The organism is Photobacterium indicum, from assembly GCF_003026215.1.
Lineage (GTDB): Bacteria > Pseudomonadota > Gammaproteobacteria > Enterobacterales > Vibrionaceae > Photobacterium > Photobacterium indicum.
Window position 1 is genome coordinate 1 of sequence record NZ_PYOC01000017.1, and the last position, 13,326, is coordinate 13,326.

General features: G+C 43.5%; 11 protein-coding genes and 3 tRNA genes. 9 read left to right on the forward strand and 5 right to left on the reverse strand.

What is annotated here, in order from left to right:
- Positions 1–37: 37 nt before the first annotated feature.
- From C9J47_RS24840 to orn, 4 genes are all read right to left on the reverse strand, one after another.
- A tRNA-Met gene (locus tag C9J47_RS24840) sits at positions 38–114 on the reverse strand.
- 70 nt (positions 115–184) lie between these two features.
- Positions 185–260 (reverse strand) — tRNA-Gly (locus C9J47_RS24845).
- Between the two features lie 29 nt (positions 261–289).
- Positions 290–366: transfer RNA gene (locus C9J47_RS24850), tRNA-Met, on the reverse strand.
- A 129-nt stretch (positions 367–495) separates the two neighbouring features.
- Positions 496–1,041: an oligoribonuclease gene (orn, locus tag C9J47_RS24855; protein ID WP_107256469.1), complete on the reverse strand. Its 546-nt coding sequence runs from the start codon at positions 1,039–1,041 to the stop codon at positions 496–498.
- A 79-nt stretch (positions 1,042–1,120) separates the two neighbouring features.
- On the opposite strand from orn, the gene rsgA reads away from it, so the two are divergent.
- The 5 genes from rsgA (at position 1,121) to C9J47_RS24880 (ending at position 7,973) form a co-directional block, all read left to right on the forward strand.
- Positions 1,121–2,173: a small ribosomal subunit biogenesis GTPase RsgA gene (gene rsgA, locus C9J47_RS24860; RefSeq protein ID WP_006233697.1), complete on the forward strand. Its 1,053-nt coding sequence runs from the start codon at positions 1,121–1,123 to the stop codon at positions 2,171–2,173.
- Positions 2,174–2,381: 208 nt separating this feature from the next.
- Positions 2,382–3,257, forward strand: coding sequence for an archaetidylserine decarboxylase (asd, locus tag C9J47_RS24865; protein ID WP_107256471.1), 876 nt, complete (start codon positions 2,382–2,384; stop codon positions 3,255–3,257).
- A 135-nt stretch (positions 3,258–3,392) separates the two neighbouring features.
- Positions 3,393–4,808, forward strand: coding sequence for an SLC13 family permease (locus C9J47_RS24870; protein WP_107256474.1), 1,416 nt, complete (start codon positions 3,393–3,395; stop codon positions 4,806–4,808).
- A gap of 266 nt (positions 4,809–5,074) precedes the next feature.
- Positions 5,075–6,958: a methyl-accepting chemotaxis protein gene (locus C9J47_RS24875; RefSeq protein WP_107256476.1), complete on the forward strand. Its 1,884-nt coding sequence runs from the start codon at positions 5,075–5,077 to the stop codon at positions 6,956–6,958.
- 289 nt (positions 6,959–7,247) lie between these two features.
- Positions 7,248–7,973 carry a carbonic anhydrase gene (locus C9J47_RS24880; protein ID WP_245903624.1) on the forward strand — a complete coding sequence of 242 codons (726 nt, stop codon included), beginning with the start codon at positions 7,248–7,250 and terminating at the stop codon, positions 7,971–7,973.
- A 488-nt stretch (positions 7,974–8,461) separates the two neighbouring features.
- Here the strand turns inward: C9J47_RS24880 and epmA are convergent, their stop codons facing one another.
- Positions 8,462–9,433, reverse strand: coding sequence for an elongation factor P--(R)-beta-lysine ligase (gene epmA / locus C9J47_RS24885; protein WP_107256480.1), 972 nt, complete (start codon positions 9,431–9,433; stop codon positions 8,462–8,464).
- 549 nt (positions 9,434–9,982) lie between these two features.
- On the opposite strand from epmA, the gene frdA reads away from it, so the two are divergent.
- Genes frdA through frdD form a run of 4 tightly spaced genes read left to right on the forward strand, consistent with a single transcriptional unit; the run spans position 9,983 to position 13,293 of the window.
- Positions 9,983–11,794 carry a fumarate reductase (quinol) flavoprotein subunit gene (frdA, locus tag C9J47_RS24890; protein ID WP_107256482.1) on the forward strand — a complete coding sequence of 604 codons (1,812 nt, stop codon included), beginning with the start codon at positions 9,983–9,985 and terminating at the stop codon, positions 11,792–11,794.
- Positions 11,794–12,534, forward strand: coding sequence for a succinate dehydrogenase/fumarate reductase iron-sulfur subunit (locus C9J47_RS24895; RefSeq protein ID WP_107256484.1), 741 nt, complete (start codon positions 11,794–11,796; stop codon positions 12,532–12,534). Before frdA ends, C9J47_RS24895 begins: the two co-directional genes overlap by 1 nt.
- Positions 12,535–12,536: 2 nt before the next feature.
- Positions 12,537–12,920, forward strand: coding sequence for a fumarate reductase subunit FrdC (frdC, locus tag C9J47_RS24900; protein WP_006233706.1), 384 nt, complete (start codon positions 12,537–12,539; stop codon positions 12,918–12,920).
- Positions 12,921–12,930: 10 nt separating this feature from the next.
- The gene (gene frdD / locus C9J47_RS24905; protein ID WP_006233707.1) at positions 12,931–13,293 is read left to right on the forward strand and encodes a fumarate reductase subunit FrdD; all 363 of its coding nucleotides are present in this window, start codon (positions 12,931–12,933) and stop codon (positions 13,291–13,293) included.
- Positions 13,294–13,326 lie beyond the last annotated feature (33 nt).

Consider the following 13,326-nt stretch of genomic DNA (forward strand, 5'->3'; position numbering starts at 1 on the left):
TGTCGCATTTCTGGTCCTTGTCTCTCAACAAGTAAATTGGTTGCGGGAGCTGGATTTGAACCAACGACCTTCGGGTTATGAGCCCGACGAGCTACCAAACTGCTCCATCCCGCGTCCGATTTATATTCACCGTTAAAGTACGGTAACAACTTTCATCCCACAGCTTATCGCTATGAAATCAATTTGGAGCGACACACGAGGCTCGAACTCGTGACCTCAACCTTGGCAAGGTTGCGCTCTACCAGCTGAGCTAGTGTCGCATCTCTGGTCCTTGTTTCTCAACAAGTTTTGGTTGCGGGAGCTGGATTTGAACCAACGACCTTCGGGTTATGAGCCCGACGAGCTACCAAACTGCTCCATCCCGCGTCCGATTTTCACAAAAAGGAACAAACACGTTATTCCCTTTCGAGGCTGCGCATTATACGAGGAAAAATGACGGATGCAATAGATCTAAATAAAAATCCGCACATTTTTCTTCAAGTGCTTATTTTACCATCAAATAGTAAAGATATGCTCACGATAGTAGCGCAGTTCAGCTATTGAATCATGAATATCATCAAGCGCTAGATGACTGCCCTTCTTAGAAAACCCTTCAAGTAACTCTGGTTGCCAGCGTCGTGTTAACTCTTTAATCGTACTTACATCTAGATAGCGGTAATGAAAGTACTGCTCTAGCTCAGGCATATGCTTATATAAGAAACGACGATCTTGACCAATACTGTTGCCACAAATAGGTGATGCGCCTTTCGGAACCCACAGCTCTAAAAACGCAATAGTCTGTCGAATCGCATCTTCTTCCGTAAACGTACTTTGACGAATGCGCTCAACCAAACCACTATTGGTATGTGTATTTGTGCACCAATCATCCATTTTAGCTAATTCAGCTTCAGACTGATGAATAGCTAAAACTGGACCTTCGGCTAAAATATTCAATTGAGCATCGGTCACGATAGTTGCGATTTCAATGATTTGATGGATTTCTGGATCTAAGCCAGTCATCTCTAAATCAACCCAAATAAGATTCTGATCGCTGATTGTCATTCGATATTGCCTATTTTGTGACTAAACCATGTATCATACTTGGCTTATACTGAAAGCCAACCAAACTGGCGATATTCTTGTGGCAAAAAAGAAAAAGCTGACTCAAGGGCAGAGCCGTCGCGTACGCTCTAACCAAAATAAACGACTAAATCGCGAAAAAGCCGAAGTCCAGTGGGATGAAGCGCTGCTTGAATCAGCCCGTGAGGGTCTGGTCATTACCCGTTTTGGTCAACATGCTGATGTCGAAGATCCTCAAACAGGGGTGATTCATCGTTGTAACCTACGTCGAAGTATTCAGAGTTTAGTCTCTGGTGATCGCGTGGTATGGCGTCCAGGTGTTGAAACATTACATGGTATTTCAGGTGTCGTAGAAGCCGTTCACAAACGTAAATCAGTACTAACTCGTCCTGATTACTACGATGGCGTTAAAGCTGTCGCAGCAAACGTAAACCGAATCATCATTGTTTCGGCGATTTTACCTGAGCTATCACTCAATATTATCGACCGCTACTTGATTGCAGCCGAGACTGTCGGCATCGAACCTCTAATCGTATTAAATAAAATCGATTTATTAGAACCAGATGTTCGCAAGCAAGTGGAAAAAACACTTTCTCTTTACCAAAAAGTCGGTTACGAGCTGCGTTATGTAAGCTCTGAAACGGGTGAAGGTATGGAGGAATTAAAAAATGACCTTAAAGACCGAGTGAATATCTTTGCGGGTCAATCTGGTGTAGGTAAATCAAGTATGATTAATACCTTAATGCCAGAGGTGGAAGCTGAAATCGGGGATGTTTCTACAAACTCAGGTTTAGGCCAACACACCACAACTGCTGCTCGCCTTTACCATTTTGAAGGTGGGGGTGATCTTATTGACTCACCAGGCGTTCGTGAATTTGGTTTATGGCATTTAGAGACAGAACAAGTCACTAAAGCCTTTATTGAGTTTCGGGAGTATTTAGGTGGCTGTAAGTTCCGTGATTGTAAACACAATAACGATCCGGGCTGTTTAATTCGTGAAGCCGTTGACGCAGGAAAAATCAGCCGTGAACGCTTTAAGAGCTACCATAAAATAATCGAAAGCATGTCTGAAAACGTGGCAAATCGTCAGTTTTCTCGTAACAAGCCTAGCTAAAAAAGCTAACAGCCTCTACCGTATCGTAGAGGCTGTTAGCTCTTCATTCGTTATGCAATAACGCCGTCTTAGAACAAAGCCTCATACTTAGACCTAATTAACTGACTTTTTAACGACTTTTAGGTAATATTCTCGGTTCGAGTTATTCCTATATGTTAAAAAGAATAACTAGACTGTTGATTAATTGATACTTTCTGGATACCACACTGTGCTTGATAATATTAAAATTGGCCTGCAATATTGCACCCCAAAACATGCTTTAACCCGTTTAGTAGGCAAACTGGCTTCATTAGAAGCAGGAAAGCTAACTACCGCGATCATTCGTTGGTTTATCGGTCAGTACAAAGTTGATATGTCTGAAGCGCGAAACCCAGATCCAGCAGCTTATTCAACATTTAACAACTTTTTTGTTCGAGAGCTAAAGGAAGGTGCTCGTCCAATTAATAGCGATGACAGCATCATAAGTCACCCTGCTGATGCTTGTGTTAGCCAATTAGGACCGATTAAAGAAGGTCGCTTATTCCAAGCTAAAGGGCATTATTTTGATGCTTGTGAATTATTAGGTGGTGATAAAGCACTGGCTGAAGAATTTATTGGCGGTGATTTTGCTACGCTTTACTTATCACCGCGTGATTACCACCGTGTACACATGCCGTGTGATGGCACATTGCGCCAAATGATTTACGTGCCAGGCGATTTATTCTCAGTAAATCCACTTACAGCACAAAATGTACCGAATCTATTTGCACGTAATGAGCGTGTCGTCTGTATTTTTGATACGGCACATGGCCCTATCGCTCAAGTACTTGTAGGTGCAACGATTGTCGGCAGCATAGAAACCGTTTGGGCTGGCACAGTTACCCCACCAACAGGCCCTGAGGTTCGTCGTTGGGATTACCCAGCAACAGGTGCACAAGCCATTGTATTGAAAAAAGGCCAAGAGATGGGTCGCTTCAAACTGGGCTCTACGGTAATTAATTTATTCCCGAAAGATATGGTACGTTTTGTTGAAACCATGAAACCAGAACAACCAACACGCATGGGTGAACCTTATGCCGAGTTGGACAATTCTGAGAAAGAGTAACAAGTTAACAGTTTTAGAAAAAAGGGGCGCCTAGCGCCCCTTTTTTAATGCGAAAAATTGACCATATCGAGGATTATTCACGCATTCCAATAGTATGCTGATTTGTAATTATTTTAATAAAGGCAAACTCATCATATGGAAAGATTATCAGTATCGCTGTTCGTAAAGCTGCTCGTTGCTTTCGGGGTTCCCCTCGGTATTTTGATGATCCCTATCGATGCCATTCCCATCGAAGGTCTTACCCTTATTCAACATCGCCTTCTCGCTATTTTTGCACTAGCAGCCTTACTTTGGGTGCTTGAGCCCGTTCCCGTGTTTGCCACGTCTATATTGATCATTGCCTTAGAGCTGATCATGATTTCAGATAAGGGGCTGCACTTATTCCGAACGCCACCAACGGGGCATGAAATGGGCGAGGTGATGCTATATACCGATATTTTCGGTGCTTTCTCTTCGCCTATTATTATTCTTTTTATGGGCGGATTTTCTTTAGCCATTGCCGCTTCTAAATATGAACTTGATAACAACCTCGCCCGCGTTTTGCTCAAGCCCTTCGGTACTGAACCTCGATACATCATGCTGGGGTTAATGCTGATTACGGCCGTGTTCTCCATGTTTATGTCTAATACCGCAACAACCGTTATGATGCTGGCGCTATTAGCCCCCATTGTCGCCTCGGTACCTAAAGGAGATATAGGGATTAAAGCCTTAGTATTGTGTATCCCTATTGCAGCCAATACTGGTGGCATGGCCACTCCAATTGGTACACCACCTAACGCCATCGCACTGCAATACTTAACCGGTGATAACAGTATTAGTTTTCTAGGTTGGATGATGTTTGGTTTGCCTTTTGTCATCGCACAGCTCGCATTTGCTTGGTGGTTATTGCAAAAGCTATTCCCGTCAACTCAGAAGCGCATGGTATTAAAGTTAGAAGGTACATTCCAAAAAAGCTGGCAGGCCATTGTGGTATATATCACTTTTGCAATGACCATTATTTTATGGATGACCACAGCACTACACGGCATGAATACCTATGTGGTCTCGATTATTCCTCTCGCTGTATTTACCTTAACGGGCATCATGGGCAAAGAAGAGATCAAGCTCATTAACTGGGATGTACTGTGGCTCGTTGCAGGGGGAATCGCGATAGGCCTGGGATTAGATAAAACGGGCTTAGCATCGGCTTTAGCTCACTCCATCGACTATGATTCACTCTCGCCAATCGCCGTAGTATTAACCCTCTCCATGATTTGTTGGTTAATGGCTAACTTCATGTCTAACACTGCTACTGCCAACTTATTAATGCCCATTGCAGCTGCAGTTGCCGCTTCAATGGAAAGCTTGGCATCAATCGGTGGATTACAAGGTGTGCTTGTAGTCGTCGCATTCTCGGCATCACTCGGTATGATCTTACCTGTCTCTACCCCACCCAATTCACTGGCTTATTCAACTGGCTTAATTGAAAGTAAAGACATGGCAAAAACCGGAATTATCATTGGCCTAGTGGGTCTGGCTATCGTATACGCTGCTGCACTCATTATTACGTAACCGTTAAAATAATGGGGAGAAGAATCATTTCTCCCCATTTGGATTCCTCGTGTTTCACTCGCTCTGCTAAATTTGACTGCATATCACACTTCCTGTTAGCCACCTTATGATATTGACTTGTTTTTGCTTTTTATCATTAAGTTATATTTCACTTCTGCCGATAATCTCTGTGATTCATATTGCAATAAATATAACGACAAGAACGTTAGACGTTTTTAAACCTATACATCTGCCGTTACCTGTCGACATCATGCAGAGATTTTTTTATGAGATATACGATCAAGTTTAAAATCCAAATAGCGATTGCGACTATTATTGCCGCCGTCAGCACTGTACAAGCTTGGATTTCAATAAACCAACTAAAGCAAGAAACGACCACCGAAATCAGCCGTCAAATGACAGATATTGGTGAAGCTACCAGCCGCTACATCAGTAATTGGCTAGATACGCGCAGCGACATGATGCTAGCGAATGAACCATTGATTGCGAGCGAAAATAATATCGATCGCGAACTACTCTTAACCAAACGTGCAGGGCACTTTCTGTCGGTTTATGCTGGATTTTCAGATGGTAGTATTGCTTACGGTGATAAATCGGAAGATTGGCCAGCAGATTATGATCCGCGTACTCGCCCTTGGTATAAAGATGCAACCACAGAAAACAAGTTAGTACTTACTGACCCGTACAAAGACTTCGATGGCAGTATTGTCGTAAGTTTTGCTAAAGCATTCCGTGGGACAAATACAGGGGTCTTGGCTGCTGATTTAACGGTTAATCATATTATCGACCAAGTACTCAGCCTAGAGTTGAATCACGATGGGTTTGCTTTTTTAATTGACGGTAATAACCGTATTGTCGCGTATCGCGATGAAGCATTAAGTCAGCAACCACTTGCTCAGCTTGATAGTGAGCTCACACCTGACCTTATCCGCAAGTTGCAAAATGACAACACCATTCATACCTTCACTCTAGACAGTGAAAACAGCGATAAGATGATTTTTGTCACTCCGATCGCAGGTACGGATTGGACACTGGGTATTATCGAGGATAAATCCTTGGCATTCGCCTCGATTACCGAACAAATGAAATTTCTGGTTCTGGCATCGCTAGGGCTTTACATCATCATTTCAATTATTGCGACACTTACCATTAATAACTTACTTCGCCCGCTGAATAACTTAAATAAATCAGTAAGCCAATTAGCCCAAGGCAGTGGTGATCTAACACAACGCATTGAAATTGAGCGCATGGATGAAATCGGTGAGCTTGCTGACAGCATGAATCGATTTTTATCGCAGCTACAGGCGATGATTAAAGATGCAGTGGCGCACTCACACACCCTAAGTGAATACGCAGATACCTCATCAAAGCAAACCATACTGGCTTCTCAGAAAGTCGCCGAGCAGCAAAATGATGTGAATCAAATCGCCACCGCGATTCATGAAATGTCGGCAACTTCGGGCGAAGTGGCTAGTCATGCTGAAATGACTGCCGCCGCCGCACAGGCATCGACAAATGCATGTGATGAAGGTCAGCACGTTATCGGGCAAAACCGTGATGCGATTACAATGCTAGCCAATCAAGTACAAGAAGCTGCAACGGTTATTCATGAGCTCGAAAGCAACGCACAAGGTATCAACCAAATTCTGTCGACCATTCAAGGTATCGCCGAGCAAACGAACCTACTGGCACTCAATGCCGCGATTGAAGCAGCACGAGCTGGAGAGCAAGGGCGAGGCTTTGCTGTGGTGGCAGATGAAGTGCGTGTATTAAGTAAGCGTACTCATGATTCGACCGAAGAAATTCGTAGCATGATTGACACCTTGCAAAAGAATACTCACCAAGCCGTCAATAGCATGCAAACCAGTACCGAACTGGCAGATAAAAGCGTGGGGTATGCAGAAGAAGCCAACCAGAGCCTGTGTAAAATTACCGACGCGATTACTGAAATTTCCGATATGGCGACTCATATTGCTAGCGCCGCAGAAGAACAACGCGCCGTTAGCGAAGATATCAGCCGTAATACCCAGGCGATTAAAGATGTCTCTGACCATTTAGCGAATCAAACCATTGATGTAAGCCAAAGCGCACAAAAAATTAGTGATTCTGCAGGGGCTATGCGACAAGATATGTCTCGCTTTAAGGTGTAATAATCACGTAAATCACCACTGTTATCGCACTGTCAAAGCGCCCAAATTATTCATTATAGTTTGGGCGTTTTTCTACCTCGTTCACCTTTCATTTCAGTGTTATTACTTTATTCCTGTGAACTTTGATTTCGTTTATACGGGCATAAAACTTCAATTTGCGGAAGTGAGTACACATTTTTCTGTGCGATATTATTGCTAGCTCTTAATCTCTGCTTAAATTAAAGGCATTGGCTAAGTGATATAACATCTGTTGGTAAGATATCCCATTACATAAGAAGAGGAACTCTCAGTGAAAAAAAGAACACTGCACATACTAGCATTCGCAATAATGACCACATGGGCAACAACAAGCTATGCTGCTGAATGGAGTTATACTGGCGAGCATGGCACTGAACACTGGGGAGAGTCATTCGCAACCTGTGGTGAAGGGGTAAATCAAACACCGATTGATATTAACCAAACAACCCAAGCAGAGCTTGCACCGTTGCATATTGATTACGAGGGTAAGGTGATCGAACTCGTGAACAATGGCCACACTATTCAAGCTAATTTGACCGGCAAAAATACATTAACGGTTGATGGGAAAACCTTCGAACTAAAACAGTTTCATTTTCATACCCCTTCAGAAAACTACTTAAAGGGTAAGCAATATCCGCTGGAGGCGCACTTTGTACATGCTACAGACAAAGGCGAATTGGCGGTTGTTGCCGTGATGTTTGACCTTGGCCCTCGTAGTAACAGCGAGCTCAGCACGCTACTGGCGTCAATTCCAGGTAAGGGGCAAACAGTCGCACTAAAAGAAGCACTCAACCCTGCCGATTTACTGCCAAGAGATCGCGAATACTACCGCTTTAATGGCTCGTTAACGACACCACCTTGCAGTGAAGGAGTACGTTGGTTTGTGATGCAAGAGCCACAAACCAGCTCAAAAGTACAAACTGAAAAATTACAGGAGATGATGGGGAATAATGCGCGTCCGTTACAACCACTTAATGCACGTCTGATCTTAGAATAAAAAGCAGGATAGAACCGGTGTGTGTATACATAACAAGGATGGTTATGGGATACGAAGGCAGGCACTAGCTACTGCGATGTCGGCATGATTGTATTGTTATCGTAAAAACCGCCAATACGTAACTGATAACCATTTGCATTTAAAGTATAGGTTGTTTATACTCTTTCCTATTGCGATAAAGCACCTTGAAATCCTAATCATACACTGCTGTGCAATAACAAAAAGTTTTGAACAAATTGTCAAAACAGCCCCTTCTGACAAAGGGTTGGTAAAGACTAGCTGGTTCCCCCGATCTTTCTGCCTAGTGTAAAGAGATAAAGCCCGCATTATTCTGACTTTGGTGCGGCATGTTGGCCCATTTTATATTTATCTCGTCACCGATAAATATAAAGTCAGACAAAAAAGCGCAGCTAATCGCTGCGCTTTCGTCGTTTATACAGCCACTCAATAACACCACCCAGCCCCACTAACGATCAATATCTAATATATCAGGCAATATCGATCGGAAATGCAGTTACCTGATCAATATGATCCAGCTTTAATGCAAGCATGATCAAACGATCAACCCCCAGAGCAACACCCGCACAGTCAGGAAAGCCTGCACGCAACGCTTCAATAAGATGCAAATCAATAGGTTGTGGTTTTAATCCCATACCAATACGCTTCATATTATCTTGTTCAAAACGTACAAGTTGCTCATCGCCATTGGCTAACTCATGAAAACCATTCGCCAGTTCGATCCCTTTAAAATACACCTCAAAACGTTCAGCAACACGGTTATCAGTTGGGTTGATTTGTGCCAACGCAGCTTGAGAGGCTGGAAAGTCATAAACAAAAGCAGGAACCTGCTGCCCTATTTTGCCTTCAACACCGATGCTGAATAATAACTGCAGTAAAGTATCGCGATCCTGTTCAGGATCGGCAATATCAGCCAAACCTAGTGTACGTGCTACGCCTTTCAGCTGGTCCATTGTCCCTTCTAAAGGGCATACACCAAGCACTTGAATGAAGGCTTGTTGATAGCTCATGCGCTCAGCTTTATCGCACTGCAATACCAGTTGTAGCAGCTCATCCATTTCACCCATCAAATCATGGTGATCAAAATCAGGTCGATACCATTCCAGCATTGTAAACTCAGGGTTGTGGTAGCGCCCCGACTCTTCATTGCGAAATGACTTACAAATCTGATAGATAGGGCCACTTCCAGCCGATAAAAGACGCTTCATATGAAACTCAGGGCTGGTCATCATATACAGCGTCTGCCCCCCAGCAAAACCCGGGCCGACGAATTCTGTTTGGAAAGTATGCAGATGCACATCAGTCACCGTCGCCTGGCTCATCGCCGGCGTATCGACTTCGATAACGCCTTTGCCAGCAAAGAAATCACGGATGGAGGAGAGAACAGCTGCACGTTGTTTAAGCTGCTTTATAGAAGCCGTTGGTTGCCAAGGCTGAGACATAGCATTCTTCTTTATAAGTAGTCGATCGTCTGTTGGCATAATATCAAAGCAAAGAACGGTCAACACGCCAAAAAACATAACCACCTGAAATAAAACAGATTAATTATTTGCGTCATATTATGAACAGAATGCTACCGATTGTTGCATATTAACTTCAAAAGAACATACCCATTACCAACCACTAACTAACATAAAAATAACCATTCCAGCATAAATTCAACATTTAAGTTCTTTGCCATACCTCATTTGTTTTAGTTTATTTTTATTATTAGGGACTTAGCACCAAAATTAGAAACACATAAGTAATGAGCTAGAAACAATTAACACAAAATAAAACGGTTAATTAACATTCATAAAACATTACATTTTGTGATAAAAATCACAATTATTGTAATCACCTTATACTTTTGGGTTATTTCCATAAGAAAGCTGCGTCTAAATCAACTTTTTTATCGCTTTTGTTGCATAGAATGTCCCTAGGATTTCAAGGATAGGTGCACTGTTGCGCACCTGTTAAATTTTTTATCGTCTTACCTCCGGAGGATAACTGTGAAGACAATTACCACAGATATCGCTGTAATCGGTGCTGGTGGTGCTGGCCTACGTGCTGCCATCGCTGCTGCTGAAGCAAACCCAGACTTAGAAATTGCACTTATTTCTAAAGTTTACCCTATGCGCTCTCACACTGTAGCTGCAGAGGGTGGCTCCGCTGCCGTCATCAAGGATGAGGATAGCTTAGACAATCACTTCAACGATACCGTTGGTGGTGGCGACTGGCTATGTGAACAGGACGTTGTTGAATATTTCGTAGAAAACGCGACTCGCGAGATGACCCAATTAGAGCAATGGGGTTGTCCTTGGAGCCGTAAAGAAAACGGTGACGTAAACGTTCGTCGTTTTGGCGGAATGAAGGTAGAGCGTACATGGTTTGCTGCAGATAAAACCGGCTTCCACATGCTACACACGCTTTTCCAAACATCTATCAAATATAAGCAAATCAACCGCTTTGACGAATATTTCGTAGTTGATCTATTGGTTGAAGAAGGTGAAGTACAAGGTCTTGTCGCTATTCACATGTCTGAAGGCGAGTTGATCTGTATTAAAGCTAAATCTGTTGTACTAGCAACGGGTGGCGCGGGTCGTGTTTATAACTGTAATACGAACGGCGGCATCGTGACTGGCGATGGTATGGCGATGGCGTTCCGCCACGGTGTACCACTACGTGATATGGAATTCGTTCAGTATCACCCAACAGGTTTACCTGGTACTGGCATCTTGATGACTGAAGGTTGTCGTGGTGAAGGCGGTATCATGCTAAACAAGAATGGCTACCGTTACCTACAAGATTACGGTATGGGTCCTGAAACCCCTATCGGTGAGCCTAAGAACAAATACATGGAACTTGGTCCACGTGACAAGGTTTCTCAAGCATTTTGGCACGAGCTGCAAAAAGGCAACACCATCAAGCACCCATTGGGCGACGTGGTTCACCTTGATTTGCGCCACCTAGGTAAAGAATATTTACATGAACGCCTACCGTTCATCTGTGAATTATCTAAAGCATACGTAAACGTGGATCCTGCGGAAGAGCCAATTCCAATTCGTCCAACTGTTCACTACACCATGGGTGGTATTGAAACAGACAAGAATAACGAAACGCGTATTTCTGGTTTGTTCGCTGTTGGTGAATGTTCATCTGTCGGCCTTCACGGTGCTAACCGTTTAGGTTCTAACTCTCTAGCTGAGCTTGTTGTATTCGGTCGCCTTGCGGGTGAAGGTGCAGCGAAGCGTGCAGTAGAATTCAAGGGTTGGAATGAAGCGTCTATCACTAAGCAGATTCAAGCAGTTCAAGATCGTATTGATGCGCTGATGTCTCAAGAAGGTGATGAAAACTGGTCTGATATCCGAACTGAAATGGGTCACTCCATGGAAGCGGGTTGTGGTATCTACCGCCAAGAAGATTTAATGCAAGCGACTGTTGATAAACTAGCAGAGCTTCGTGAGCGTTATAAGAAAATCAGCATCAAAGACAAAGGTAAAGTATTCAACACCGATTTGCTTTATGCAATCGAAGTTGGCTACGGTCTGGAAGTAGCAGAAACAATGGCTCACTCAGCTATTCTTCGTCGCGAATCACGTGGTGCACACCAACGTCTAGATGACAACTGCACAGAACGTGATGACGTAAACTACCTGAAGCACTCACTTGCATTCTACAACGGTGATAAAGCACCTCGTATTGAATACAGCGACGTGAAAATCACTAAGTCTCAGCCTAAAGCACGTCTATACGGTGCGGCAGCTGAAGAAGCAGCTGCAAAAGAAGCAGCTGAAGCGAAGCAAGCAAAGGAGCAGGCATAATGTCAGGCAATCGCATCCAGAAAGTAGAAATCCTGCGTTATGATCCAGAAAAAGACGCAGAACCGTATTTTGAATTATTTGAAGTACCGTTTAATGAAACCATGTCAGTGCTTGATGCTCTGGGTTACATCAAAGATAACCTAGATAAAGATCTAGCTTACCGTTGGTCTTGCCGTATGGCGATCTGTGGTTCTTGCGGCATGATGGTTAACAAGGTACCTAAGCTAGCTTGTAAAACTTTCTTACGTGACTACCCAAATGGTCTGAAAATCGAAGCATTGGCTAACTTTGCTATCGAAAAAGATTTGATTGTTGATATGACGCCGTTCATCGAACGTCTTGAAGCTATCAAGCCATACATCATTGGTAACGATCGCACCCCTGAAGATGGTCCGAATAACCAAACACCCGAGCAAATGGCTAAATACAAGCAATTTGCAGGTTGTATCAACTGTGGTCTTTGCTACTCAGCATGTCCTCAGTTTGGTTTGAACCCAGAATTCATTGGTCCTGCTGCACTAACACTTGCACACCGTTACAACCTAGATAGCCGTGATAACGGTGCTCAAGAGCGTATGAAGCTGATTAACGGCGAAAACGGCGCTTGGGGTTGTACATTTGTTGGTTACTGTTCTGAAGTTTGTCCGAAGAGCGTCGATCCAGCAGCAGCGGTTAACCAAGGTAAAGTTGAATCTTCTAAAGATTTTGTTATTGCCATGATTAAGCCTCAGGAGGCATAAGGATGAGCAACCGTAAACCTTACGTTCGCGAAATGACACGCACTTGGTGGAAAGATGATCCTTTCTACCGCTTCTACATGGTACGTGAAGCAACAATTCTACCTTTGATCTTTTTCACTATCTGCCTGACATTCGGTCTAGGTTGTCTAGTGAAAGGACCAGAAGCTTGGGCTGGTTGGTTAAGCTTTATGTCTAACCCAATTGTGGTGGTATTAAACATTCTTGCACTTCTTGGCAGCTTGTTCCACGCACAGACCTTCTTCAGCATGATGCCTCAAGTAATGCCGATTAAAATTAAAGGCAAAAAGCTTGATAAGAAGATTATTGTACTAGCTCAGTGGGCTGCAGTTGCTGCAATTTCACTGTTCGTTCTAGTGTTAGTTTAAGGAGAACCACGTGGTAAATCTAAATCCTAAACGTTCTGACGAACCAGTATGGTGGGGTCTGTTTGGTGCTGGTGGTACTTGGTTCGCAATGCTAACACCAATAACGGTACTTGTTCTTGGTATCATGGTGCCACTAGGCATACTTGATGCGGACGCAATGAGCTATGAGCGAGTTTCAGGCTTTGTAACAAGCTTCATTGGCGCACTATTTACTATCGCGACACTAGCACTACCAATGTGGCATGCAATGCACCGCCTACATCATGGTATGCACGATCTAAAATTCCACACAGGTGTGGTTGGTAAGATCGCTTGTTACGCGACAGCGTTCCTAGTATCTGCTTTAGCAATTATCTTTGTGTTCATGATTTAATTATCATTGGTATACAAAATGTAGAAAGCACCG